General features: G+C 42.6%; 25 protein-coding genes. 11 read left to right on the top strand and 14 right to left on the bottom strand.

The genetic code is table 11. The annotated features are described in order from the left end of the window. The first annotated feature begins 27 nt into the window (after positions 1–27). Entirely contained in the window at positions 28–1,332 is a 1,305-nt protein-coding gene (locus FTV37_RS00240) for a homoserine dehydrogenase (protein ID WP_078192857.1), read from the top strand. A 62-nt stretch (positions 1,333–1,394) separates the two neighbouring features. After that, the gene (gene thrC / locus FTV37_RS00235) at positions 1,395–2,534 is read left to right on the top strand and encodes a threonine synthase (RefSeq protein WP_078192584.1); all 1,140 of its coding nucleotides are present in this window, start codon (positions 1,395–1,397) and stop codon (positions 2,532–2,534) included. A gap of 126 nt (positions 2,535–2,660) precedes the next feature. On the opposite strand, the gene FTV37_RS00230 is transcribed toward thrC, so the two are convergent. Next, a complete protein-coding gene (locus FTV37_RS00230; protein WP_180004717.1) occupies positions 2,661–3,710 on the bottom strand; it encodes a serine hydrolase in 1,050 nt (349 codons plus the stop codon). A gap of 212 nt (positions 3,711–3,922) precedes the next feature. On the opposite strand from FTV37_RS00230, the gene FTV37_RS00225 reads away from it, so the two are divergent. Genes FTV37_RS00225 through FTV37_RS00215 form a run of 3 tightly spaced genes read left to right on the top strand, consistent with a single transcriptional unit; the run spans position 3,923 to position 7,593 of the window. Then, positions 3,923–4,558 (top strand): response regulator, encoded by a 636-nt coding sequence (locus FTV37_RS00225; RefSeq protein ID WP_078189449.1) that lies wholly within the window; start codon positions 3,923–3,925, stop codon positions 4,556–4,558. 22 nt (positions 4,559–4,580) lie between these two features. After that, a complete protein-coding gene (locus tag FTV37_RS00220; RefSeq protein ID WP_180062775.1) occupies positions 4,581–6,146 on the top strand; it encodes a PAS domain-containing sensor histidine kinase in 1,566 nt (521 codons plus the stop codon). A gap of 19 nt (positions 6,147–6,165) precedes the next feature. Then, positions 6,166–7,593, top strand: coding sequence for a sigma-54 dependent transcriptional regulator (locus FTV37_RS00215; protein ID WP_180062774.1), 1,428 nt, complete (start codon positions 6,166–6,168; stop codon positions 7,591–7,593). A gap of 22 nt (positions 7,594–7,615) precedes the next feature. Here FTV37_RS00215 and FTV37_RS00210 read toward each other — a convergent pair whose 3' ends face one another. The 4 genes from FTV37_RS00210 to lptF form a co-directional block, all read right to left on the bottom strand. Then, entirely contained in the window at positions 7,616–8,791 is a 1,176-nt protein-coding gene (locus FTV37_RS00210; protein WP_180062773.1) for a S41 family peptidase, read from the bottom strand. A gap of 17 nt (positions 8,792–8,808) precedes the next feature. Then, positions 8,809–10,356 carry a 2,3-bisphosphoglycerate-independent phosphoglycerate mutase gene (gene gpmI / locus FTV37_RS00205; protein ID WP_180062772.1) on the bottom strand — a complete coding sequence of 516 codons (1,548 nt, stop codon included), beginning with the start codon at positions 10,354–10,356 and terminating at the stop codon, positions 8,809–8,811. A 122-nt stretch (positions 10,357–10,478) separates the two neighbouring features. After that, positions 10,479–11,549: an LPS export ABC transporter permease LptG gene (lptG, locus tag FTV37_RS00200; RefSeq protein ID WP_180062771.1), complete on the bottom strand. Its 1,071-nt coding sequence runs from the start codon at positions 11,547–11,549 to the stop codon at positions 10,479–10,481. A gap of 1 nt (position 11,550) precedes the next feature. Further along, the gene (lptF, locus tag FTV37_RS00195; RefSeq protein WP_180062770.1) at positions 11,551–12,651 is read right to left on the bottom strand and encodes an LPS export ABC transporter permease LptF; all 1,101 of its coding nucleotides are present in this window, start codon (positions 12,649–12,651) and stop codon (positions 11,551–11,553) included. Between the two features lie 159 nt (positions 12,652–12,810). Here lptF and FTV37_RS00190 point away from each other — a divergent pair, with 159 nt between their 5' ends. The 4 genes from FTV37_RS00190 (at position 12,811) to FTV37_RS00175 (ending at position 15,698) form a co-directional block, all read left to right on the top strand. Next, positions 12,811–14,259: a leucyl aminopeptidase gene (locus FTV37_RS00190; protein ID WP_180062769.1), complete on the top strand. Its 1,449-nt coding sequence runs from the start codon at positions 12,811–12,813 to the stop codon at positions 14,257–14,259. After that, positions 14,252–14,659, top strand: coding sequence for a DNA polymerase III subunit chi (locus tag FTV37_RS00185; protein WP_078189457.1), 408 nt, complete (start codon positions 14,252–14,254; stop codon positions 14,657–14,659). Before FTV37_RS00190 ends, FTV37_RS00185 begins: the two co-directional genes overlap by 8 nt. A 39-nt stretch (positions 14,660–14,698) precedes the next feature. Continuing rightward, positions 14,699–15,337, top strand: coding sequence for a hypothetical protein (locus FTV37_RS00180; RefSeq protein WP_078189458.1), 639 nt, complete (start codon positions 14,699–14,701; stop codon positions 15,335–15,337). 142 nt (positions 15,338–15,479) lie between these two features. After that, on the top strand, positions 15,480–15,698 hold the full coding sequence (locus FTV37_RS00175) for a hypothetical protein (protein WP_078192596.1): 219 nt from the start codon (positions 15,480–15,482) through the stop codon (positions 15,696–15,698). A 62-nt stretch (positions 15,699–15,760) separates the two neighbouring features. Here the strand turns inward: FTV37_RS00175 and FTV37_RS00170 are convergent, their stop codons facing one another. From FTV37_RS00170 to glnK, 7 genes are all read right to left on the bottom strand, one after another. Then, positions 15,761–16,306: a VTT domain-containing protein gene (locus tag FTV37_RS00170; RefSeq protein ID WP_078189460.1), complete on the bottom strand. Its 546-nt coding sequence runs from the start codon at positions 16,304–16,306 to the stop codon at positions 15,761–15,763. Between the two features lie 112 nt (positions 16,307–16,418). Continuing rightward, positions 16,419–17,078, bottom strand: a complete 660-nt coding sequence (locus FTV37_RS00165; RefSeq protein WP_078192598.1) for a riboflavin synthase — start codon at positions 17,076–17,078, stop codon at positions 16,419–16,421. Positions 17,079–17,111: 33 nt separating this feature from the next. Beyond that, entirely contained in the window at positions 17,112–18,404 is a 1,293-nt protein-coding gene (locus FTV37_RS00160; protein WP_078189462.1) for a DNA adenine methylase, read from the bottom strand. After that, positions 18,401–19,504, bottom strand: a complete 1,104-nt coding sequence (ribD, locus tag FTV37_RS00155) for a bifunctional diaminohydroxyphosphoribosylaminopyrimidine deaminase/5-amino-6-(5-phosphoribosylamino)uracil reductase RibD (protein ID WP_180010696.1) — start codon at positions 19,502–19,504, stop codon at positions 18,401–18,403. Before ribD ends, FTV37_RS00160 begins: the two co-directional genes overlap by 4 nt. 36 nt (positions 19,505–19,540) lie before the next feature. Further along, positions 19,541–19,999 carry a transcriptional regulator NrdR gene (gene nrdR, locus FTV37_RS00150; RefSeq protein ID WP_067763170.1) on the bottom strand — a complete coding sequence of 153 codons (459 nt, stop codon included), beginning with the start codon at positions 19,997–19,999 and terminating at the stop codon, positions 19,541–19,543. A 138-nt stretch (positions 20,000–20,137) separates the two neighbouring features. Beyond that, complete coding sequence (locus FTV37_RS00145) at positions 20,138–21,544, bottom strand: ammonium transporter (protein ID WP_180062768.1); 1,407 nt, start codon at positions 21,542–21,544, stop codon at positions 20,138–20,140. A 61-nt stretch (positions 21,545–21,605) separates the two neighbouring features. Further along, positions 21,606–21,944: a P-II family nitrogen regulator gene (glnK, locus tag FTV37_RS00140; protein ID WP_067763174.1), complete on the bottom strand. Its 339-nt coding sequence runs from the start codon at positions 21,942–21,944 to the stop codon at positions 21,606–21,608. A 278-nt stretch (positions 21,945–22,222) separates the two neighbouring features. Here glnK and FTV37_RS00135 point away from each other — a divergent pair, with 278 nt between their 5' ends. Beyond that, positions 22,223–22,450: an accessory factor UbiK family protein gene (locus tag FTV37_RS00135; protein ID WP_078189551.1), complete on the top strand. Its 228-nt coding sequence runs from the start codon at positions 22,223–22,225 to the stop codon at positions 22,448–22,450. Positions 22,451–22,516: 66 nt separating this feature from the next. After that, positions 22,517–24,007 carry a YifB family Mg chelatase-like AAA ATPase gene (locus FTV37_RS00130; RefSeq protein WP_180062767.1) on the top strand — a complete coding sequence of 497 codons (1,491 nt, stop codon included), beginning with the start codon at positions 22,517–22,519 and terminating at the stop codon, positions 24,005–24,007. 43 nt (positions 24,008–24,050) lie between these two features. On the opposite strand, the gene FTV37_RS00125 is transcribed toward FTV37_RS00130, so the two are convergent. Further along, positions 24,051–24,788 carry a TorF family putative porin gene (locus FTV37_RS00125; RefSeq protein WP_180008086.1) on the bottom strand — a complete coding sequence of 246 codons (738 nt, stop codon included), beginning with the start codon at positions 24,786–24,788 and terminating at the stop codon, positions 24,051–24,053. Positions 24,789–25,184: 396 nt separating this feature from the next. Further along, positions 25,185–25,961, bottom strand: coding sequence for a TorF family putative porin (locus FTV37_RS00120; protein WP_180062766.1), 777 nt, complete (start codon positions 25,959–25,961; stop codon positions 25,185–25,187). Positions 25,962–26,559: the final 598 nt, after the last annotated feature.

Genomic DNA, 26,559 nt, shown 5'->3' with positions numbered 1-26,559 from the left:
GCAATGATGAAATAAATGGAGTGTGACGTGAAACCAGTTCGTCTGGCAATCCTCGGTCTTGGTACTGTGGGTGGTGGTGCCCTTAAACTACTAAAAGAAAATGCTGCTGAGATTAAACGTCGCACCGGTCGTGAAATTGAAATTACCCATGTGGGTACGCGTCGCCCTCGTCCTGATTTAGAACTACCTGCTTCAGTGAAGCAAAGTGCTGATTTATTAGATATCGTCCGTCAACCCGATGTAGACGTTGTGGTTGAAGTTATGGGCGGCATTCACCCTGCCTATGAAGTGATTCGTGAAGCAATCGTTCATGGCAAACAAGTAGTCACAGCCAACAAAGCTTTATTAGCTGAACACGGTAATGAATTATTTAAATTGGCCGATGATCATCACGTTCAGATTGCTTATGAAGCAGCTGTCGCAGGTGGTATCCCAATTATTAAAGTCCTCCGTGAGGGTTTGGCAGCCAATAAAATTGACTGGCTTGCAGGTATCATTAACGGTACTGGTAACTTTATCCTGACTGAAATGCGTGAAAAAGGTCGTGCCTTTGCAGATGTTCTCAAAGAAGCGCAAGAACTCGGTTATGCCGAAGCAGATCCAACATTCGACGTCGAAGGGATCGATGCAGCGCACAAGTTAACATTGCTGGCTTCTATTGCTTTTGGTATCCCACTCCAATTTGACAAAGTCTTCACTGAAGGCATCAGCAAAGTTACTGCCCAAGATGTCAAATATGCTGAAGACCTTGGTTTCCGTATTAAACATTTAGGTATTGCACGTCGTGCTGCAACAGGTATTGAGCTTCGTGTACATCCAACGCTGATCCCTGAAGACCAACTGATTGCCAATGTAAATGGCGTTAAAAATGCCGTATTGGTTCAAGCCAATGCCGTTGGTCCAACGCTTTACTATGGCGCAGGCGCAGGTGCAGGCCCGACCGCATCAGCGGTGGTTGCTGATGTTGTCGATATTGTCCGTGACATCTCCTATACCGAAGATGGTGCTGGCACAATTCCACAGCTTGCTTTTGAAGCACTGACCGATTTACCAATTCTTCCACGTGAAGAAATGACCACTGGATACTACATCCGTATTAATGCCGAAGATCAAACTGGCGTTCTTGCCGATGTGACGACTATTTTAAGCCGTGCAGGAATCAGCATCGATGCGATCATGCAACAGCCGCGCTTAAAAGACCTTATTCCTATCGTGATTCTGACTGATCCAGTCAAAGAATCTAAAATGGATGAAGCACTTCAACAAATTCAAGCATTGCCTGTCATTCATGGCGAAATTGTACGAATTCGTTTAGAATCGCTTGATAATTAATCGGGTCGAGGGGAATATTTCAGTTCCTCTCGCCAAGCTCTACACACAATTGGAACATCATCATGTCTAATGCCAATCGTTATACTGGTTTAGTTGACCGCTATCGCGACCGTTTACCCGTATCTGCAACTACTCGCGCAATTTCTTTGGGCGAAGGTAATACGCCACTGATTAAGCTTGAGAATATTCCACGCATTATTGGCAAAAATGTTGAAATTTATGTGAAGTACGAGGGCTTAAACCCGACTGGTTCATTTAAAGACCGTGGTATGACCATGGCTGTAACAAAAGCAGTTGAAGAAGGCTCTAAAGCAATTATCTGTGCATCTACAGGTAATACATCTGCTGCAGCGGCTGCTTATGCTGCACGTGCAGGCATTAAAGCCTTTGTGCTCATCCCAGAAGGCAAAATTGCCATGGGTAAAATGGCACAAGCAATGATGTATGGCGCGGTAACAATGCAAATTCACGGTAACTTCGATGACGGTATGCGTCTTGTAAAAGAAGTTGCAGATCAAGCACCAGTTACGATTGTAAACTCAATCAACCCATACCGTCTGCAAGGTCAAAAAACCATTGCTTACGAAATCGTTGACGAATTAGGTCGTGCACCAGACTACCACTGCCTACCTGTAGGTAATGCGGGTAACATCACAGCACATTGGATGGGTTATACCGAAGCTGTGGCGAATCAGCCTAAAGAAGAATTTGTACAAGTAGTTTATGATCCTGAAACTGATCAATTCACAGGTCCAAAACCTGCGGGTCTACCAACAATGGTGGGTTACCAAGCTGCTGGCGCGGCACCATTCCTACGCGGCGCACCTGTAGAAAACCCTGAAACTGTAGCAACTGCAATCCGTATCGGTAATCCACAAAGCTGGAACCATGCTAAAGCCGTAGTCCGCGACTCAGAAGGTTGGTTTGACGAACTGCAAGATGCTGAAATCTTAGAAGCACAGCGTCTACTATCTATGTACGAAGGTGTATTCGTAGAACCTGCTTCTGCAGCTTCTATCGGTGGCGCGATTCGTGACATCAAAGCAGGTAAAATTGCTGAAGGTTCTGTGATCGTATGTACTGTAACAGGTAACGGTTTAAAAGATCCTGACACTGCCATCAAGCAATGCCAAGATGCCGTAATGTTGTCGATTGATGCAACTATGGATCAAGTTCGTGATTCAATTCTGTCAAATATGTAATTTATATGCTGACTGAATAAAAAAAAGCCCTGCTCTTGCAGGGCTTTTTTTATATCTTGCATTCACTTCAGCATTTAAACGTTGAGTAAATCTAAATACTGAAAGAATGAAAAATCTGAAATCTTGTTAAATACGTTTTGGTAACTGGCTCGCCCAGTTCATTAAACGAGTCGCATCATTGGTTCGTGCCACTGAAGAATCCGCACCCAATAACACCACCACCGCTGGACGGTTATTCAGTGTGGTATGCATCACAACACAGCGCCCTGCTTCATTAATAAATCCTGTTTTTGAAATATTAATATTCCAACCACCATTACGCACTAAAGCATTAGTATTGTTTGATTTCAACACGCGGTAGCCCAAATTAAAGTCATAACTTGGTGTGGTTGAAAATTGACGAATCAAACCATACTGCGAAGCGGTATTCACCAAAATCCCCAAGTCACGTGCCGAAGCGACATTGCCTGGGTGCAAGCCAGTCGATTCCATATAATGAGTCGAGTTCATCCCTAATGAGCGTGCTTTCGCATTCATCGCTGAAATAAATGCAGAACGACCACCTGGATAAGTACGTGCTAATGCCGAAGCCGCTGGGTTTTCAGATTTCATCAAAGCAAATAGCAAAGCTTCTGCGCGGTTCATACTGTCGCCAGCACGCAGCGTTGAACTTGAGCTTTTACAGCCTGAACATGAGAAATCAGACTGTTGTAAGGTAATCTTTTCAGACATGTTTAATCGGGCATCTGAAATCACTACTGCTGTCATGAGTTTGGTAATTGATGCAATCGGTAAAGCGGTATTGCTATTTTTGCTATATAGCACTTCACCAGTTTGACCATCCATAACCAGTGCTGCACGCGCATTTACAGAGGGCTGTCCTGCGTATTGATTGGTATCAATAATACGGACCGTTTTCGATGGTGCTGTCTGTACCACACCGCCTGTACTACGTACAGAAGTAGTCACTTTCGTTGACCCTTGAGGAGATGGCTCTTCAGCGCTATAAGACACGTCACCGTTGAGTAACTGGTTTGCATCTTCAGATGACCAGCTAATATTTGACTGCTGATTTGCAGCACTATTCATCACAATTTCAGCAGAACTGAAACTGCTCATACTGAATAAAATTGACATGCCCAAAACGTGCATGAAGGATTTATTTAATTTTTTCACCATTGCTCACTCAACTCAGGATACTAAACATTTGCGCAAGACCAGCAATATGCCGTACATTGGTCACAACTACGAACATTTTTTGCTCACACATTGTGTATGAAGTTTTTCATTTCATATAAGAATAGGATTGCTAATTTTGTCGTTTCATTGCAAGCTTATTTTGCTTTATGTAACAAAAAAAACAGATTTTGATTTGAGGGAGAGTGTAGGTGATCACAGTTTTGGTGGTAGATGACCATGAATTAGTCCGTACTGGTATTTGCCGTATGCTCGAAGACCATGCAGATGTCCAAGTCATTGGACAAGCCGAATCGGGTGAAGATGCGATTACACTTGTTCGCCAACACCATCCAAATGTCGTTCTATTAGATGTCAATATGCCGGGGATCGGAGGTGTAGAAACCACACGTCGCCTACTTCAAACAGCGCCAGATACAAAAGTCCTCGCAGTCAGTGGACTTGCTGAAGAACCCTACCCGTCTTTATTGTTAAAAGCAGGTGCCAAAGGCTATATCACCAAAGGTGCACCAGTTACTGAAATGGTCCGTGCGATTAATAAAGTGATGCAAGGTGGCAAATATTTCAGTGCAGACATTGCGGAACAACTGGCTAGCTCATATTTGTCTGATACACAACAATCACCTTTTGACGCCCTGTCTGAGCGTGAAATGCAAGTTGCCATGATGGTGGTCAATTGTATTAGCGCACAAGAAATTTCCGATAAATTATTCGTTAGCGTTAAAACAGTGAACACCTACCGTTACCGCATTTTTGAAAAACTGAATATTGATAGTGATGTCAAACTAACTCACTTGGCGATTCGCTACGGGTTAATCAAACCTTAACACAACGTACATCCTGTTACTTATGACACAGCGTTCAATCCATAGTGAATTGAACCAGTATCATTTGGGCCTTTGGTACAGTGCTTATCGCTTTATCATCAGTGCCTGTCTGTTACTGGTCTTTTTACTGACCTACACTCAATTCAGTTCAGATTATGAATACCCACGTTTATACCTATATGTATTGACGATTTATTTGCTGTTTACCAGCATTCAATTCATGTCACTTGGACGTTTCAAAGTCCGGATCCCAAACCAGTTACTACTGTTATTCATTGTAGATGTCATTTCGCTGAGCTTACTGACCTTAGCCATCGATGGACCTAATTTACATTTGAGTTTGCTGTTTGTGATTACGATTTTTGCAGCATCCCTGTTATTAGATGCCCAAAAAGCTTTGGTCATCACCCTCATCGCTGTGATTTGCGTGGTGTATCAACTGTTTTTAGGTTCAATTCTTGAATTTACCTCACTCAAAAATTTAACCAACAGTGCGATTTTGGCTTTTTTATTTTGTGTGGTGTATGGCAGTGCGCAAATTGCCGTGAAACGTTTCCAGTTACTAGAAAATCTGAATTTTTCGCAATCCTTAGAGCTACATCGACTACAAAACATTAACCGCTATATCTTGGAGCAGATTGATACGGGCTATTTGGTGTTGGATGAAAACTGTCATGTGGTGCTGAGTAATCCTGCTGCTTGCCATTTACTCGGCATGCCAAATTCTTATCATCATGATCAATATCCACTGTATACCACGCAGCCCGACTTATTTGAATTACTCAAGTTTGAAGATTTAAAAAGCGGGGAAAAATTTCAATTTGAATCGCAACAAAGCCAATACCACATTCAGGTACTCGTACAAAAACTCGTTGTGCCGCATCAAATGTTGACCTTGCTGATTTTACAAGATGCACAAAAACTCAATCAGCAAGTGCAACAATTAAAATTAGCCGCTTTAGGTCAACTCTCAGCCAGTATTGCTCACGAAATTCGCAATCCCTTAGCGGCGATTGTGCATGCCAATGATTTATATCCGCAAAGTGATACCGAACAACAGCACATGTTGAATCATATGATTTCACGTCAAGCGGTGCGGATTGACCGAATTATTCAAGACACCCTAAATATGGTGCGTAATAAGGAAACCCATCCGACTCGTCTAAATCTAGAACAATTTTTACCGCTGTTCCTGCAAGAAGATCTGGCAGACATTCAACAGAACATTCGGCTCAATGTGCAAGCCAAGACTTTAATCGATTTTGATGAGGCACAGTTCAGACAAATTTTAATCAACCTAATTCGTAATGCAATTCGCCATAACAATCCGGACATGTCGTATATCGAAGTGGTAGCGCGGACGGATCAGAAAAAAGTCCAGATCGATGTCCGAGATTTCGGTCATGGGGTTGCTTTACAAAACCGCACACAGTTATTTCAACCATTTTTTAGTACCGAAATTACTGGAACTGGTTTAGGATTATATCTTGCTCATAGCTTCTGTGAAGCGAATCAAGCACAGCTTTCCTATGTAGAACAAAAACAGGGAGCTTGCTTTAGGATTGAGTGCTTACAAGCTGTTATTTAATTGTTTTTAGGGGGAAACTGTGGATTCACAACCACTGGTATTATTAGTTGATGACGAAGAAGACTTATGTATGCTAATGCAAATGTCTTTATCAAGGATGGGGGTTAAAACGCATGTTGCACATCGCCTCGACGAAGCTAAAAAAGCCTTGTCTACCTATAGCTACGATGCCTGCCTAACCGATCTCAACTTACCCGATGGTAATGGTCTACAGCTCTTAGATTGGATGAATGAACACTGTCCTACCCTGCCCGTTGCTGTGCTAACAGCCTATGGCAACATGGACATTGCCATTGCCGCATTAAAGGCGGGAGCATTCGATTTTGTCAGCAAACCGATCAATCCCAAACATCTTGAACAACTGCTACAAAAAGCCCTGAATAAGCCTTTGGCCGAAGACATTACTTCGCAAGATGCTTTAGAACATAAAATGTTGATTGGTGAATCACTCCCAATCCAGCAATTGCGTCGAACTCTAAAGAAAATTGCACGTTCACAAGCACCTGTTTTTATTACGGGTGAATCTGGTACGGGTAAAGAGGTCGTAGCCAATCTGGTTCACCGTTTAAGCAACCGTAATGAAGGGCCCTTTATTGCTATTAACTGTGGGGCAATTCCCACAGAGTTAATGGAAAGTGAACTTTTTGGCCATAAAAAAGGCAGCTTTAGTGGTGCCACCCAAGACAAGCAAGGTCTGATTCAATCTGCACATGGCGGTAGCTTATTTCTGGACGAAATTGCCGAATTACCTTTAGCCATGCAAGTTAAACTGCTACGTGCGGTACAGGAAAAACGTATTCGCCCCGTAGGTTCAGACTGTGAAATTGATGTTGATTTCCGTGTGATCAGTGCCAGTCATCAGGACTTAGAAGCTCTTGTCCAACAAGGTCGATTCCGCCAAGATTTATTCTTCCGTATCCATGTGATGGATTTAGTGTTGCCTGCCTTACGTGAACGTGGCGACGACATCCTCTTATTGGCACAACATTTTATCCAAAAAATTAGCCATGAATGGGAAATTGCCTCTAAGCCTCTGACTGAACGTGCGAAGAGTTTCCTGCTCAGCCAATATTATCCGGGTAATGTCCGTGAACTCCGCAATATTATCGAACGTGCCATGACCCTCTGCGATGATGAGCAAATTGATCTTCAACATCTGCAAAGTGCGCCATTAAGACAACCGAGTGCTCAGTTCAATTCCGCTCCAACAACGAATGATTCTGCTCAGCTTGCTGCAAACAGCAACGAACAGAGTGTGGTTCCTCGTAAACTACCTGAAGAAGGTTTAGAACTCTTTTTAGAAAATATCGAAAAAGAAGTGCTCATGAATGCGTTGAATTTGACTCACTGGAACCGAACCCTTGCCGCAAAAAAATTAGGTATGTCATTCCGCTCATTGCGCTATCGTTTGAAAAAATTCGGCTTAGATACCGAAGACGAAGAGTAAAAGTTTTCCAGCGTATTGCTGTTTATTTTTGATTCAGCAATAACTCTGCAACATGATCGACATAGTGATCTTCACGTGCATCATGTTGCAGCGGATAGTTATAGTCTGGCTGCACCCCAATTCCTTCAATCATTTTGCCATTCGGTGTCAGATATTGCGACACAGTCATTTGTAAAGCCGCACCATTACTCAATGGAAATAGTTTTTGAACCACACCTTTACCATAACTTTTCTCACCCGCTACCCATGCACGTTTATGCTCTTTTAATGCTGCGGTAAAGACCTCTGCGGCAGAAGCAGAACGATTGTTGATTAAAATACCAACTTTCATATTTTGAAATTCAAAACTTGGTAAAGCCTGAAATTGTTGGTCACCCTCAGATCGACTTCGTGTCGACACAATAATGCCCTGATTCAAAAATAAATCGGCAGACTCGACAGCTGCGGACAATAACCCACCGGGGTTATTTCTTAAATCAAACAATACGGCTTTGACACGTGAACCATGGCTTTCAATTAAACGCTTTATTTCATTGGCTGTATCTTGTTGAAAAACTTTAACGTGTAATACTAAAACCTGATTATTTAATAATTTAGATTCTATATCTGTTTCAACTTTAGTGTTTCTGACCAAATTGATCGGTTGACTTGCAGTTATCAGCTGTAGATTCAGCGTCGAGCCTATACTGCCGGTGAGCAGGTGTCGCACTTGATCTTGATTAAGTTTTTTGAGTTCTTGATCATCAATTTTAAACACCGCCGCGCCATTTTTCAGACCTAGCTTTGCTGAGTCGGCATCAGGCTTTAAATTGGTGATGACCCATTGCTGTAGACCTGCATCAAAGCGCAAATTGAAATCGACACTCGCAATATCCCCTTCGGTATATTGCAAAAGCTGCTTATAGTCTTCAGATGAAAGATATCGTGAATAGCGGTCTAAACCACTGACCATGCCTTTGATGGCTTGTTGGAATAATGCATCGTCATTTTTTTCAACGACATAATTTTCTTTGACAATGCCATAGATCTGAACAAATTGTTGGATTGATTCGACAGGTACTTCGGCATAACTTTGTTCATAGCTGCCATCAAATTCATCGAAAGCCGACTTTGCTTTGTCGGCTCCCCATGTCGAATGACTAGAACACAGCAGCAAGGCTGTAAGACTTACAACTGACATCCAGTGTGCTTTAGTCATTCATGCTTCCTTACATTTTAAGCTTCAAGAGTAATCAAGTTACGACCTTGCATTTCTGTTGGTACAGGAATGTGCATAAGAGTTAACAGTGTCGGCGCTACGTCAGCCAAAACACCACCTTCTGCAATTGTTGCATGGGTCGGACCAACATAGATAAACGGCACAAGTTCAGTGGTATGTTGAGTATGCACCTGACCACTTTGGTAATCCTGCATTTGCTCTACGTTACCATGATCGGCGGTCACTAACATGTGACCTTTATTTGCCATCACAGCTTCATATACACGACCTAAGCACGTGTCTACGGCCTCAACTGCTTTGACTGCTGCATCAAACACACCAGTATGACCAACCATATCACCATTGGCATAGTTCACCACGAGTAAGTCGTACTCACCTGAGTTAATTGCGGCAACCAACTCATCAGTGACTTCATAAGCACTCATTTCTGGTTTTAAGTCATAAGTCGCAACGTTTGGTGATGGAATCAAAATACGTTTTTCACCCGGATATTCATCTTCACGACCACCACTGAAGAAGAAGGTCACGTGTGCATATTTTTCAGTTTCAGCAATACGCAGTTGTGTTTTACCCAAATTAGACAGGTATTCACCAATCGAGTTATGCAACGCTTCTGGCATATAAGCCACAGGTGCATCAATTGTTGCTTGGTAACGTGTCAACATGACAAATTTTGATAAAGCAGGAACCACTTTACGTTCAAAACCTGCAAAATCTTTTTCCACAAAAGCTTTGGTAATTTCACGCGCACGGTCAGCACGGAAGTTCATAAAGACAACGCTATCACCATCTTGGATCGGTGCTAAATCACCAATACGGGTCGCTTTCACAAATTCATCTGATTCTTCAGCAGCATAAGCCTGCTCTAGACCTTCAACAGCAGTCGCTGCAGTGCGCACTGCTTCACCTTCAGTTAATAGGCGATAGGCTTGCTCAACACGATCCCAACGGTTGTCACGGTCCATCGCAAAGTAACGACCAATCATGGTAGCAATACGACCTTGACCCGGATACTGAGCAAACAGCGCATCTAATTTTTCAAGCGAAGGTTGTGCGCTTTTTGGTGGCGTATCACGACCATCAAGGAATGCATGAAGATAAACTTTTGCACCGCGTTTTAATGCCAATTCAGCCATCGCCACAATGTGATCTTCATGTGAATGCACACCACCTTCAGACAACAAGCCCATGATATGTACAGCACGGTTTGCAGCTTTGGCTTTTTCAACCGCATCGACTAATACGTCATGTTCAAAGAAGGCACCGGTACGAATATCTTTGGTAATACGAGTAAAGTCTTGATACAGCACACGTCCTGCACCAAGGTTCATGTGACCCACTTCAGAGTTACCCATTTGACCATCAGGTAAACCAACGTCTTCGCCAGAGCCTGAAATCAATCCATGCGGATGCTTTTCCTGCATTGCAGTCAAGTTAGGTCGTTTTGCTGCTAAAAAGGCATTGTCCTCGACCGCTTCGCGATGACCCACACCATCCATAATTACCAATACGTGTGGGATTTTGCCAGCAGTTGCATCCGTCATAATGAACACTCTTTCGTTTATAAATTAATCATACTATCTTACCGAATTTTCGGTGAAGACTCTATGTGACAACCATGGTTTATCTAGGTCATCAACATTGTTTTACTCAATCTTGCATGCACTTAACGTGCGCGGTGCAGCAGATAGCCACCCGCTACAAACATCAAAATAATTGGTATAAAGACGAACCATGCAGGCGATGGAGCGTACACCAAACTTGCATAACCCAAGAAATCTTGTAAGTAGTAAAAGCCCAGTCCAGCAAATAAGGCAATCACCAAGCGGAAACCCATCGACTGTTGACGTAAAGGTCCAAAAATAAATGAACACGCAATCACCACTAAGGCAATTAAAGCAAAGGGCGAACCAAACTTTTGCCAAAACGCCAATTGGTAAGTTTTCGGGACTTGGCTATATTCATGCATATAACTCATAAAGCTCACCAATTGACTGGGTGATAGGTCTTCAGGGTCAATGGTAACCATATGCACATATTTAGGTTGCAAGGCCAATGAAAGCGGCTGTTCAGCATTTTGCTTCGCCACGGCATCACCCGTCGCTAAGAGATCGACTTGGGTTGAATTTTGCAATGTCCAAGAGCCATTTTTGACAAAATTCCCTTGCTCTGCATCCAAAGTGCCTCGCAAACGATATTTTTCATCAAAATCAACAACCTGAACATCTTTAATTTGACCTTGTGAATTGGCATAGTCAATATAAATAAAGCGCTGGCCTTCACGTGACCAATAGCCTTTGACTTCGCCCAGTTCAGCCACAGTGCGGTGACTTTTGACGCTTTTGGCTTGTTCATTGGTATAGGGAATGACCCATTCGCTTAATGCAAAGGATAAAACCACCAAAATGAGTGCCGAACGAATCACCCAGCCCACAATCCGCCAAAGGCTGATGCCGACCGAACGCATCACAATTAATTCACTATTTGAAGCTAGAGTACCTAAACCCAGTACCGCGCCAATCAAGGCTGAAATCGGTAAAATTTCATATAAATAATTCGGTGAACTCCATAACACATACTGCAAAGCATTCCATGCGTTATAACCTTCTTTCAGCGAGCCCAATTCACCTAAATAAGTAAAAAGCACTTGTAAGCCAGCCAATACCGCTGTCGCACCAAGCATGGCTAAAGCAGTAGTTTTGGTCACATGTTTTGCAACTATACGACGTGCCAACATTTTAAGACCTCACTCGCTGAATTTGTTTCTTAATTTTGGGCGCTAATTTTTGTTTACGCGAGAACAATGCCGCTGCAATGCCGTAAATCACTAAGACCAGTGGATAAGTCCAGATGCCCATTTCATCTTTACTGATCCGCGTTTTGATCGCCATTAAAGCCACAATTAAACTGGCAAAAATAAGTAAGGCTGGGAACAATTTCAGGTAACGCCCTTGACGAGGGCTTACCTCAGACAAAGCAGTGGCAAGCAATAACGCCACCAAAATAGCGAACGGCACAAAGATTCGCCAACCGAGTTCGCTGGCAACCACAGGATCATGGCGGTTATCCCATAACTTCGAGGTTGGTAAAGCTTCTACTTCGGTACTTTCAAATTTTGCTTCTTTATCATTTTCTAAACGTAAACGATAACTTTGGAATTCAGCTTGAGAATAACGCGGTTGCCCCGGATAGATTTCGTAACGGCGGCCTTCAACTAAGTCAACCACATTGGCATTATCATCGGGCACTTCGACGCGGGTCGCTTCTTTTGCCAAAATAATGACATCAGGCTTACCCTCCTTTTCTGCACGCTGATAAAAGAAAATATCTTTTAAGTTTTTACGGTCTTCTGACAAGTCCCCTGCATAAATGGTATAGGGCCCAGAGGAAATAAACTCTTTTGGTCGAACCAAGTCAAAGCCTGTTCGTACCGCTTGCGAAGTCGTTAATGCTTCAAACTGACGGATGCCCCAAGGCGACGCCCACAGCATCAAAAATGCTTGAACAGCCATAAATACCACGGTCATCGGCACCAATAAACGTGACAATTGATTACGACTGACACCACTACCATTGAGCACAGCCATTTCATGATCGACATACAGACGACCAAAGACCAACATCAGACCAATAAAGAAACCGAGCGGAAGAATTAAGGTTAAAAATTCAGGCAAACGGTAGCCAATGATGCTAAATAAAATACTTGCATCTAAACGGCCCTGAGCCGCCACACCAAAGTACTTGATCAAACGACCACCCATCATGATCAAGGTCAATAAGGCAATCACAACCAGTGATGTCGACACCACTTGCTTGACCAGATAACGCCGAATAATCAAATTAATTCTTCCAAAAATAGGGCCAATAAAAACTAGCGTTAGTTTACCCGAATGTAGAAAATATAAAACCTATACCCTTGTTGCTCATTGAAACTCTATTCATATAAATGTTTCAATGGTTTAATGGTTTATAAATTTAAAAAGGCATAAATACCGCACATGAAACTTTCTATTAATACGTCATTCCAAGCGAATGCGTCCAGCCAATATTTGTTGATATTAGTAGATTCTGAGTACGTTAAAAATGCAGCTACTTCATATCAAATCAATGATTTAGATAATTTAATTGACGCGACTCAATTTAAAGCAGCACTCAATGAAAGCCTGCCTTTGGTGGCGAACATTGCCGCTTGTCGCAATAGCGCACTTTTAGGCCTCGGCAAAGTTGCTGAATTACAGGTCAATAAATTTGCAAAAATTGCACAAACCATTATTAAAGCATCACAAAAAAAATTCAAACAGATCAGTGTCGATATCTCTGCTCTACCACAAGAACAACATTATTTATTTGCACTTAGCCTGACCCAAGCGGCTTATGCATTTGATGAATACAAGTCTAAAAAAAATGAATTTGTTTTGGAGCAGATCCATTTAATCGCTACTGAAAGCCCATTAACCACTGCACAGCTTGAATTAATTTCTGCAGTGCAATCAGGTCAAAGTTTTACTCGTGACTTAGGTAACCGTCCGGGCAATATCTGTTTTCCTGAATATTTAGCCGAACAAGCTCAAGCACTTGCAGCTGAATTCCCAGATCAACTCAAAGTGACTGTACTCGATGAACAGCAAATGGCTGATCTCGGTATGGGTGCTTTCCTTGCTGTGAGCAAAGGTTCTGACCGTCCAGGCCGTATTATTACCATCGAATACCTTTCAAATCGTGAAGAAGCCCCTGTAGTGCTTGTTGGTAAAGGTGTGACTTTTGATACGGGTGGTATCTCACTTAAACCCGGTGCGGGCATGGACGAAATGAAATTCGACATGTGCGGTTCTGCATCAGTTTTGGGTACCATCCGTGCGCTGTGTGAAGCGAAATTACCAATTCATGTTGTCGGCGCAATTGCTGCTGCAGAAAACATGCCGTCTGGTCATGCCACTCGCCCGGGTGACATCGTAACCACCATGAGCGGTCAAACCGTTGAAATTTTAAATACCGATGCCGAAGGTCGTTTGGTGCTGTGCGATACCTTGACCTATGTAAAACGATTTAACCCTGCACTGGTGATTGATATTGCAACCCTCACTGGTGCATGTGTCGTAGCACTGGGTTCAGTCCTCACCGGTATGTTCACTCCGGATGATGAACTTGCGGCTGAATTGACTGCTGCGGGTCAACACAGCTTTGACCGCGTATGGCGCATGCCAGTAATTGAAGATTATCAAGAACAACTTGATTCTCCATTTGCAGATATTGCCAACATTGGTGGTCCAAAAGCAGGCTCTGTGACCGCTGCATGTTTCCTTCAACGCTTTACGCGTGAATATCGTTGGGCGCATTTAGACATTGCGGGTACTGCATGGAACTCAGGTGCCAATAAAGGCGCAACAGGTCGTCCTGTACCATTATTAATGCAATTCTTGGCAAATCGTGTTCAAGCGAATGGCTAAAGTTAGCTTTTATTTATTTGAAAAAAGTCCTGAACGACAAGTCGAAAGCACTTGTCGTTTATGCCGTAAGATCCTGCGTCAGCCTGTACGTATTTGGCTACATTGTGCTGACCCAGACTTACAGCAACAACTTGATGAACGCCTGTGGAGTTTCGATCACACAGGTTTCATTCCCCATGGTATCGATCAAGCCGAGGCAACGGTCTGTATTTCTGCCCAATTGCCTGAGCAAGCCGACTGGATTGTGTTTAATTTTAACGATCAAGCACTTGAACAGTTCGCAAGTTTTAGTCACATTATCGAAATTATTGAAAATAACGAACCCGCTAAAATTATCGGGCGTGAAAAATATAAACAATATCGACGTTTGGGCGTTCAACCACAGACCCATAAACTTTAACGTGATATTGGTTTTACCCTATTTGCAAGGAGATGCACCATGGCATTGAATGTCGGTCCAGACTTTAAACAGCGCTGGTTAAAAGTACCTGAAGCTATTCGTCAGACCTTTATTGATGACCTTGGTCGCGTTTGCGATGTCCTCAATCCCAGTACAGACATTCAACAATGGCTGGTCAATGACCAACAGCAGCAGCAAGTGTCTTTTGACAAAATTGAGTCTGCCTATGCAGATTTGAAAGCACAGCTGATAGAAGATGCTCGTATTCGCAAACAGTTGGCTTTAGAAAAAGCCTTAGAAGAAAAACGTGAAGCTGAACAGGCCTATGCAGAACAACTGAAACGTGACGAAGAGTTACGCTTTGCTGCACAAACGCAAGCGCTCACCATGATGCAGCATAATCTTGATCGTGAAGTACAACATTATGCTGCTCGCTATCATAAAAACCCTGAAACGGGTTTAGCGGGATTAAGCCAAAGCTTATCGGTGAGCGAAGGACAAATGTTGTCAGAACTTGAAAGTGTACGCGTGCGTTTGGAACTTGAGGCAGAAACGCAAATCGAAATGGCAGTCAGTGATTTTCGTGCAAAATTGAAAGCTGCCGCACAAGAAGAAATTGACTATATCTTAGAAAACTCCAATTTTTCGACAGAATCTACATCTTCCCAAGCATCTTAAGCTGTCGATCGAAATCTGGTCACTGTCATTAAACTGACATGTATTTGCAACATGATGTTCATATGGCTGAAGCATTGTCCCTCAAAACACAATGCTTCAGGCATCCTAAAAATATAATCATGCATCCAGATGGGAATTCAATATGGACATCATTCACCAGATTACCCAGAAAATATCCTCTCTATCTGCTGGAGAACAATGGGACATTCGTGCCAAAGATCTTTGGCTGAGTCATTCAGACTTTCACAGTATTTCGGTTTATCTCAGCCGAGAATCAGAAAAAGGTGGTTTTAGCATTCAGCAACCGCCCCACAGCTCGATTTTTCAAACCCTTGATGTGGTGACAGTTACAAAACACTAAGTTGTCATCGACTCCATAAAAAAAGCCCACAACTGTGGGCTTTTTTTATGTCTAAGTTTAGCTTAGACCAAATCTGCAACTGCAGAAACAGTATGTCCTAGGAAATAACCAATACCAAGTAATAATCCAATCCAGATGAAACCACCCAGCACGTTATAGAACATAAATGTACCGAGGCTCATGCGCGCAGACCCAGCGGCAAAAGGCGCAAAAGAACGTACAAAAGGTACAAAGCGTGCGACTAAAATCGTTTTACCGCCATGCTTCATAAAATATTTATTGGTTTTGACCATATATTCGGGCTTAAAGTAACGTGTGTGCTTATTAAAGTACTTAATGCCTAACACGCTGCCCGTATAGTAATTGACGCAGTAGCCCAAGACCGATGCGACAAATAACATTAGCCCCATGGTGTGTAAATGCACCACTTCCGTCGTTGAGCATAATGCGCCAATGGCAAGCAACAGGCTGTCTCCCGGCAGGAAGAACATAAATACTGAACCCGTTTCTGAAAATATCACCAGAAATAAAATGGCATAAATCCACACACCATAATTTTCCAATAACATGGGTAACCACTGTTCCAGATTCAGTAAGAAATCAATCATTATCACCTGTCTGATTATTCATCATATATGTCATTCCGCGACGCATTATCACCAAAAATAAAAAAACAGTCTAATTTTTCAATCAGACTGTTTGGTTTTCTTCGGTATCAACTTATTTCAAGAAGCCATTTTCAGCGAGAAAATCTAAGCTAATTTTCGATTGCGCTGTGGTCTCAGCGGCTTTATCACCAAGCAATAAACGCTCAATATAACGTGCTAAAACATCCACTTCCAAGTTCACTTTAGCCCCAGCCTTCCACGTACCGATATTGGTTCGTTCAGCCGTGTGCGGAATTAAATTTAAGCTCAGCACATTACCTCGTAAATGGTTAATCGTCAGGCTAATACCATCCACGGTCACAGAGCCTTTTTCCGCTAAATAGCGTGCAATTTCTTTCGGTGCGGTCACTTCAAAATAAATAGAACGCGCATCTGAACGAACTTGAGTGATTTCACCCACTGCATCGACATGACCACTGACAATATGTCCACCAAAACGCGTAGTCGGCAACATGGCTTTTTCCACATTCACCGCCTGCCCTGCTTTCCAGTGTTCCAAGGTGGTACGATTTAAACTTTCACGTGATACATCGGCTGCATACCAATTACTGCCAAAGTCGATCACGGTTAAGCAAATGCCATTGGTGGCAATAGAATCCCCCAAATGCACATCCGACATGTCTAAATCTGTCTGGATACGCAAGCGGACATCGCCACCCACGTTTTGAATGCTTTCAACTTTACCTAGACTTTCAATAATGCCTGTAAACATGTTCAATCCCTGAAAAATATGGGGCGATGATTTTTACCACAAATCAAGTTGCGTACTCACACCAGAGGTATCGACACCACCCAATTCTGCAAAATGGTGCAATTGACTCAACAACTGACGGATCGGTGGACCTGATTTGGCATGCGTATCCGTGATGACAATAAACTCTAGTACGCGCGCACGTTCAGACTGACGCTGCTTGCTCACACGGTAACGTGGCACATCTTGCGTCAATAAGCTTACTCGACCACGTTTTAAATTGGCTTGTAACAAATCTGTGGCGCTGATATTACCATCGGTTGAATAGCTCGTCAGGATGTAACGTGCATTGATGGTTTCTAATAATTTTTCATAAGCTTCTTTCGCATGCTTCGAAGAATTATATGGACTTGGACGTTCTTTACGCCATGCACGATCGATTCCGCTCTTAAAGCCTTTGGTGTCTGGTGTTGGTAAATCCACCTGATCCCATAACGTTAAGGCATTCAACACATGGTAGTTACTGCTGTAAGCGTGCTGGTTATATGGTGGATCGAGATAAGCCACATCTACTTCAAAGCCACTCATTTGATTAGCCAAATGCTGTGCGTCGACACACCACATTTCCGCGGCGGGTTTTTTCGGATCACCAATTTCACAAAAACGACTTGGGGTCAGCCATAACAATGAACCGATACGATCTAAGGCTGCTTGGGTTTTACCACCCCAACCATGATGAAAGCTTTTAAATACACCGCTGGTATTGCTGACAAAACTTGCTGAATACAATAACGGTGCCAACAAAGCACTCATTTCCACATCATCAATCGCGCCTTGAGCCTGCCAAGTTGCAATTTGCTGACGAATCGCATCGATACGCATACCATTACGACGTTTAAAGAATAAACGGTCACGTGCCGGATCGTAGATTTCATCATTACGTGGACACAAGTTATGGGTCACCCAACCTTTAACTTCTGGCAAACGGTTCAGATAATCAATCGCTTTCTGATAGCCACCCAACTCTTTAAAAGCAGGTGCTTCAACGCAAGAGAGAATCGCGCTGTTCAAGGCATGACTGTAAGGTTCCCAGTCATTGGCAATAACACGATAGCCGTTTTGACGTGCCAACCGTGACACCACACCCGAACCTGCAAAAAAGTCAGCAAATATCGGCGCACGACCATCTTCGCGTTTTAAGGTTCCCGTTTGCTCAAGTGCTTCTAAAATCAGATGTAATAGACGGCGTTTGTTTCCCAAATAAGGAACCAACTGATGGAAAAGATATTCGTCTGTGGTACGAGCCGCATGACGACGTTTGTGATAAACCGTAGACTCTGAATTCATAGCGTCTCTTGAGAAGGGATTAACCTTAAGCAAATGTCATCACCCAATTGAGTGACATCTTTCAGCTTAAATCGAAGCTGCTCTGCCATGCGGTCAAATTCCGCATTAAACATCGCACGTGCTGACTGACCCAACAAGGTCGGTGCAACATAACTGATCATTTCATCGATCAAATGTTCTTGTAAGAAAGCGGTCGAAAGTGTCGCACCAGCTTCCACAAGGACATCATAAATTTGGAACTGTTGAACACAAACTGCTAACAGATCGGCCAAGGGCTGAATTTCAAATTGTACCACGCCCAAGTCAGCAAGTTCCTGACGATATGGCCCCATGACCATCACGGTTTCAGGTTGCTGCAATATTTTTGCGGTTAATGGCAAGCGGCCTTGACGATCTAGCACGATACGTTTCGGCTGAACCACGTTACGCATGTCAACATCGTCATCGAGCTGACGTACGTTGAGTAAGCAATCATCAGCTAATACAGTTTCAATCCCAGTAATCACAGCACCTGATATCGCACGCCAATGCTGTACATCTTGTCGCGCCATTGCACCGGTAATCCATTTAGACTCACCCGAGGCCATGGCAGTACGCCCATCTAGGCTCGATGCAACTTTGAGGCGGACATAAGGCATGCCTGTCGCCATGGCTTTTAAAAAGCCCGAGTTCAATTGATGCGCTTCTGCTTCACAAATACCCGTAATGACTTCAATGCCAGCATCACGTAGGATTTGTACACCTTTACCCGCAACCAATGGATTCGGATCGGGACATGCCACAACGACTTGAGCAACGCCTGCTTCTACCAAGCCTTTGGCACAAGGTGGCGTACGTCCATAGTGTGCGCAAGGCTCCAAAGTCACATAAGCAGTTGCGCCACGAGCGGCCTCACCTGCATCACGCATTGCAAAGACTTCTGCATGCGGCTGACCCGCTTTGGGATGAAAGCCTTCACCAACCAATTGACCATCTTTGACAATCACACAGCCCACATTGGGATTGGGACGAGTGCTGTATTGCCCCTGCTGTGCCAATGCAATTGCACGCCGCATCCACTGTTGATGCTGCTGCAAAGTCACTTGATCTAACTCAGACATGTAATCACTCATGATAAAAATGGAAGCAGATGTGCATTAGTGCTCACGCTGCTGCATTTGTTCAATTTGACGACGAAAAGCTTCTACATCTTGGAAGTCTTGATACACAGAAGCAAAACGTACATAAGCCACATGATCTAAAGCGAACAATGACTGCATGACAATTTCACCAATGGTGCGTGATTTCACGTCACGTTCACCCAAACGGCGAATTTGCAATTGAATATCACTGAGTACCGTTTCAATTTGCTCTTGCGTTACTGGACGCTTTTGCAAGGCATGCATGAGCGAGCGGCGGAGCTTGGCTTCATCAAAAGGTTCACTCTTTGAATCAGACTTGATGACACGCGGCATCACCACTTCATAGCTTTCAAAAGTTGTAAAACGTTCACCGCAACTAATACATTCACGGCGGCGGCGTATCTGACAGCCTTCAGCAGCAAGACGTGAGTCAATCACTTTACTGTCTTCAGCGTTGCAAAATGGACAATGCATAGCGGTTAAATTGAACAAATCCGAATGGATTTAGAGTGTAGCAAAAATTTTGAAATTTGTAGAGCTTTACGCTAGATATGGAAAAAAAACAGCCCTTTCGGGCTGTTTTACACAATATATTGATTTACTGTGATCTTATTATTCTACACGTTCACCATGTTGACTTAAGTCTAGACCCATACGTTCGTCATCAGCTTCAACACGGATGCCAATCACTAGATCAATCACTTTCAAGATAATGAATGTCATCACTGCTGAGTAAGCAATAGTCGCTAGTACGCCTTCGACTTGAACCCATAATTGATGCATTAAGTCGCTCGGTGCTTTATCACCCATGATGAATTCGCTGGCAAAGAATGCTGTAAGGATCGCACCCACGATACCACCGACACCATGTAGACCAAACGCATCCAAAGAGTCATCCGCTTTCAACGCACGTTTCAGCGCAGTAATCCCCCAGAAGCAAACCACACCACCGATCAGACCCATCGCTAAAGCACCACCAACTGTTACGAAACCTGCCGCAGGTGTAATCACCACAAGACCTGCTACTGCACCAGAAGCACCGCCCAAGACAGACGCTTTACCACGAACCACTTTTTCAGTAATTAACCATGCCACTGCTGCTGCTGCTGCTGCAACTTGTGTTACCACCAATGCATAACCAGCGGAACCATTTGCACCTAGTGCAGAACCACCGTTGAAACCGAACCAACCTACCCATACAAGGCTTGCACCGATGACAGTTAGCGTTAGATTATGTGGTGCCATAGATTCACGGCCAAGCCCCATACGTTTACCAAGCATGTACGCTGCAACGAGACCCGCAACACCTGAGTTGATGTGAACAACCGTACCACCCGCAAAATCAAGCGCACCGTCGTTACCTAACCAACCACCGCCCCATACCCAGTGGGTAATTGGTGCATAAACCACGATACTCCAAATTGCGATGAACGCAACGAAAGCACCGAATTTCATACGTTCTGCAATCGAACCGCTAATAATGGCAACGGTAATGATGGCAAATGTCATTTGGAAAATAACAAAAAGAATCTCTGGAATCGTACCGGACAAGGCTTCTGTGGTGATACCCGACAACATAAATTTGTCTAAGCTACCAATAAAGGCATTACCTTCACCAAATGCTAAGGTATAACCCACAATCACCCACGTTAAGCTCACGACACCTGCCGCAACGAAACTGTGTGCCATGGTGCTGAGTACATTTTTCTTACGGACCATACCGCCGTAAAACAATGCTAAACCGGGAATTGTCATAAGTAGAACAAGTGCAGTGGATACTAAAATCCATGCTGTATCACCTGTATCGAGCTTAGGTTCTTCTTCTGTAGGTGCTGGTTCTGCAGGTGCTGGCGCTGCTTCAACTGGAACTGCAGCTTCTGTTGTATTTAGCGTTGTTGTATTTGCAGTATCAACTACTGTGACTTCTTCTGTAGGTGCTGTTGCGCTTTCTTCAGCCCACGCAACAGAACCACCTAAAAGTGCACTGGACAAGCCGAGTGCAATTAGCATTTTTTTCATTCGTATCCCCCGACCTGATTTTCTGAGTTATTAGCTACTCAGCAAACTTCATGCCAATTTTTTAAACGGCATCTGCACCTGTTTCACCAGTACGGATACGGATGACTTGTTCCAGATTGCTTACAAAAATTTTACCGTCGCCAATTTTTCCTGTGCTTGCAACACGAGTAATTGATTCAATTACGGTATCGACCATTTCATCACTGATTGCGATTTCGATTTTTACTTTTGGTAAGAAATCAACCACATATTCAGCACCACGATAAAGTTCAGTGTGACCTTTCTGGCGACCGAAGCCTTTAACTTCAGTGACAGTGATCCCTTGAACACCATTTTCAGAGAGTGCTTCACGCACGTCATCTAATTTAAAAGGTTTTACAATTGCAGTTACGAGCTTCATGTTTTGTTTTCCTTCGGCTTATTTCACCTGTAAGGTTTTATGTTCAATTTTCATGCCAATATGACTACAGTCGGGGGAAAATAGTCAGCCCAGCATGAGATTTCTTTATAACCTATTTTATACGGATAATCTTGCGTATGCTTATAAAAATAGACGTTTTTACTAGAAGAATTACGATTTTACTGATCGATTAAACGCATATTTAAATAAAAGCACTATGGTCATGAATGTGGCGATGTTAAACTGCTGCCACCAATTCACTGAGGATGGTCAAAACAATGATTGAAACCTTATTACAAGCGATATTAGAACAAATCGATCAGCCGAAAAAAGACGTCGAACATAATCTTCGCAGCTTACTCAATGAAGCTGTGAGCAAAATGGATCTCGTGTCGAAAGAAGAAATCGAACGCCAACGTACTGCACTGAATAATGCCAATTTACGTTTAAATGAATTGTTGAAACACGTCGAAGAACTCGAACAAAAAATTCAGAACAAAAAATAAGCACCTTTTTAGTGCAACAAAAGACGCATAACGATTAAAAATAATGCACCATAACGGAACAATAATATGTCTTTTGCCAAAATCTATACTCGGGGTTTGCTCGGCTTAAATGCACCCCAAATTGAAGTTGAAGTCCATGTCAGCCAAGGTCTGCCTTCATTGACCATTGTTGGCCTACCTGAGGCCGCCGTCCGTGAAAGTAAAGACCGTGTCCGCTCTGCGATTATTAATAGCGGCTTTCAGTTTCCGACCAAACGTCTGACCATTAATCTAGCACCCGCAGATTTACCCAAAGATGGTTCACGTTTAGATCTCGCCATTGCTTTAGGGATTCTGATCGCGTCGGGACAACTTCCTGAAAATGCAGCAGATGGTTTTGAATTTATTGGAGAATTGGCACTTGATGGTTATTTACGACCTGTCAGTGGCATCTTAAGTATAGCCATTGCCTGTCAGCATATCGGGCATCATCTGATTCTACCGGCACTCAATGCCGATGAAGCGGCGCAACTGCCGGAGTTCCAAGTCTTTCCTGCTCAGCATCTTAAGGATGTATGTGAACATTTGAGTCGTTCAGCCTTAATCAGCAGCCACCCCTCGACATCGTCAGCCAATCAACACAGTTACCCTTTTGATTTATCTGATGTGAAAGGTCAACTGAGACCACGTCGTGCTTTAGAAATTGCGGCGGCTGGCGGTCATTCCCTGCTATTTCGTGGCCCTCCAGGCACAGGTAAAACTCTACTCGCCTCGCGTTTAGCCAGCATTCTTCCGCCCTTAGATATGCAAGAAAATTTGCAAGTCGCCAGTATTTATTCCATTGTAGGTGCAAATCATCATTTTGGGCAGCGTCCATTTCGTGCGCCGCACCATACTGCGTCTGCAATCGCCCTCGTCGGTGGAGGATCAAATCCTAAACCGGGTGAAATCACCTTGGCACATTTAGGGGTTTTATTTTTAGATGAGCTGCCTGAATTTGATCGAAAGGTGTTGGAGGTATTACGGCAACCACTCGAATCCAAAGAAATTGTGATTTCACGGGCTTCTCGTCAAATCACTTTCCCTGCAAATTTTCAATTGATCGCAGCAATGAATCCTTGCCCTTGTGGCTATGCCTTTAACCAAGACAGCCGCTGTCAATGTAGTGCTGAAAGTATTAAACGCTATCAAAACCGTATTTCAGGTCCATTATTAGATCGTATTGATTTACATATAGATGTCCCGCCACTGGCAGCGCATGAATTACAAAGTTCGCAAGAGGTTGAAAGCTCAAGTACGGTTAGGCATCGTGTCATTCGTGCCTATGAGTTACAAATAGATCGCCAGCAAAAATCCAATATGGCACTGACGCCGACGCAATTGGAGCAACAAGCAGTTTTGGATGCTACTGCACAGAATATTTTACAGTTAGCCCAGCAGAGAATGAATTTATCTGCGCGTGCCTATCATCGGGTGTTACGTGTTGCCAGAACCATTGCCGACTTGGCTCAAAGTGAACACATTCAAGCTCAGCACGTTTCTGAAGCACTGTCCTATCGAAGCCAGCTCAATACTTAAAAAAATGGCGACCTTAGGTCGCCATTTTTAATGCTTTTTAACATTAGAATTCGTATTTCAAACCAAATACGACTTTATTCTTTTGTTTTTCATCCGCACGGTCATAACCACCAACTGTGTAATTCATGCTTGCGGTAACACCTGTATCTGCTAAAGGCTTGCTTAGACCAATATCAAAGTGACGGAAACCAAAGCTTTCTGTTGTTCCTAAATTATCTTCAAAATCACCTGAATCTTGATATGCATATAAACCAAGCGCGGTATCTAGACTGAAGTCTTTAGGAAGTGCATAGCTATATGATGCTTTGATATAAGTATCACCTGCATTACCCCATGAAACATCTTCAAGCAAAGTTTGCGCTGTTAAGCCAAAATCTTTATAGCTTAGCCCAAGCATTGTTTCTAAACCGTTTGCATCACTTGTATCAATATCATAGTAATAGTAGTAAGTTAGGCCTGCTGTGTAACCAAGATCATCATTAATTGAACCGTTATAGCCCGCATAAAAATCATTTTCAAAACCATTCGGTAGGTCATCACCATAGTTTAATGTTGAACCCCACCAACCTGCATAGAAGCCTGATGCATGGCTATAATCCAAACCACCTTGGATTGTCGCATCTTTATTTTCAGGCACATTGGTAATACCACGTAAATTATAGCTAGACAGTACGCCGATATTTCCAGATACAGAATGCTCTGAAGCAGGTGCTTCAGCAAATGTAAACGTCGATGCTGCTCCAAGTACAGCGATTGATAAAGCTTTAAGTGCAAATTTCATGGTTTGTTCCCCCACATCGTGCGACGACGTATTTTTTGGTTATTTCGTTGAACTCAATGAGGTATTAGCAAGCGCTGTGCCATGTTTAAAAATATACACATATTTTTTTTATAAAGGTCACGATTTTGGCTTTCATAAAACATATAAGATACTGTTTTTATTTGTTATTTTTTAATTACTCTATTTAACTATTTTTCTCTAAATTTTTTTTTAGAATGCAGATTGTCAACTATTCAGATTATTTAAATCCTTAGGTTGATAGTTGTAACAGGATTTTAAAAATGCGCTTTTTTGAGTATATTTTTTTAACACCGATCTCAAAAATGCATAAAAAAAGTGCACAATCACCATTGTGCACTTTCAAAAATATGACCGAATACGATCAACTCGTTAATGTTAGAAAGAATAGGTCAATCCAACCACAACGTTATCGTCTAATTCCTCGCCTTCACGATCTTTACCGCCCCATACATAATCAGCAGCAATTTCAAACCCAGTATCTACAATCGGTTTACTCAAGCCTAAACGTGCTTCAGTGAACACCACATCTTCTGTAGTTGTTAATAGGCTGTCATCACGACTGTCATTAAAAACAGAAACACCAAGCGATGAATTTAATGAAACATCATAAGGTAATGCATAGCTATAAGTAGCATTCAGATATACATCACCTGCGTTGCCATAATTAACATCAGACAACAATACAGCCATGCTTGCAGTTAAATCTTTATAACTAATGTCCTGAATAAATTCGACGCCTGTCGTGCGACGCTTTTCAGATCGGTCATCGTTATAAACTGAACCGCCACCTTGATAGGCATAGGCCATCACTTGTGACTTATAGCTCCAATCTTCATTCACTTCACGTCCATATCCGACATAGAAATCATGTTCAAAACCATGTGACTGACTATCGTCCGTAGGGTCATAGTTGAGTGTAGAACCCCAATAACCCGCGAACAGCCCACTGTTGTGTGCATATTCAAGTCCGGCTTGTAATGCCGCTTGATCATTTTCTTCACTCGCACGGTACACATATTTGTTTACCACGCCCAAACTTCCAGACCAATTCCCTTGTGCAGTTGTGGCTTGTTCAGTTTGTTCTGCAAATGCAGGGACTGTACCTAGGGTCACTAAAATACTTAAAATTGCTTTTTTATAAAATTGAATCATGTTTAGTCCCCACATCGGATCGATCGTGGATTGGGTTGAGTAAAATTTAGCGCCGATTTTAATCGATTTTACCGCACTGTATAGCCCCTTTTTTCTTATTTTGATAAATTAAATCATTTAAAAACAAAGGTAAGATTATATAAAACAGTAAAAACTAAGCTTTTGATTCATAAAATGTCTTTTATCGTGTTCCAGTCTTTAACAATGATTTAATGTTTTCATTTATATGTATTTATCACGATTATTATCATCTTTTATTGAGCTAGATTTTAAGGAAAACATTTCTGACGACTTCGCTAAAAGTCATTCTCTATTTACAAAAAACACGCCAACGGTGCTTACTGTGCCTGAACAGTGATGCCATGCACCTCAACCATTGATATACTTTTTGATCAAAATACGAATTTAGATTCGGCACAATTTGTCGCAAAGAGTAATGATAAATCAGCAAGTTAAATGAAAGTTTTTACCATTTTTTATATTTTTTTATGATAAGTAATGAATAAACTTCTCTTTAGATTGATATATATTCAATTTAAATAAACTATTTGTTAAACAACAATAACATACGAAATATTTGCTTATTACAGATTGACCA

The organism is Acinetobacter sp. YH16042 (assembly GCF_013417245.1).
Taxonomy (GTDB): domain Bacteria; phylum Pseudomonadota; class Gammaproteobacteria; order Pseudomonadales; family Moraxellaceae; genus Acinetobacter; species Acinetobacter amyesii.
The sequence above is the reverse complement of the archived record's forward strand: the minus strand, read 5'-3'. Positions and strand labels throughout refer to the sequence as shown.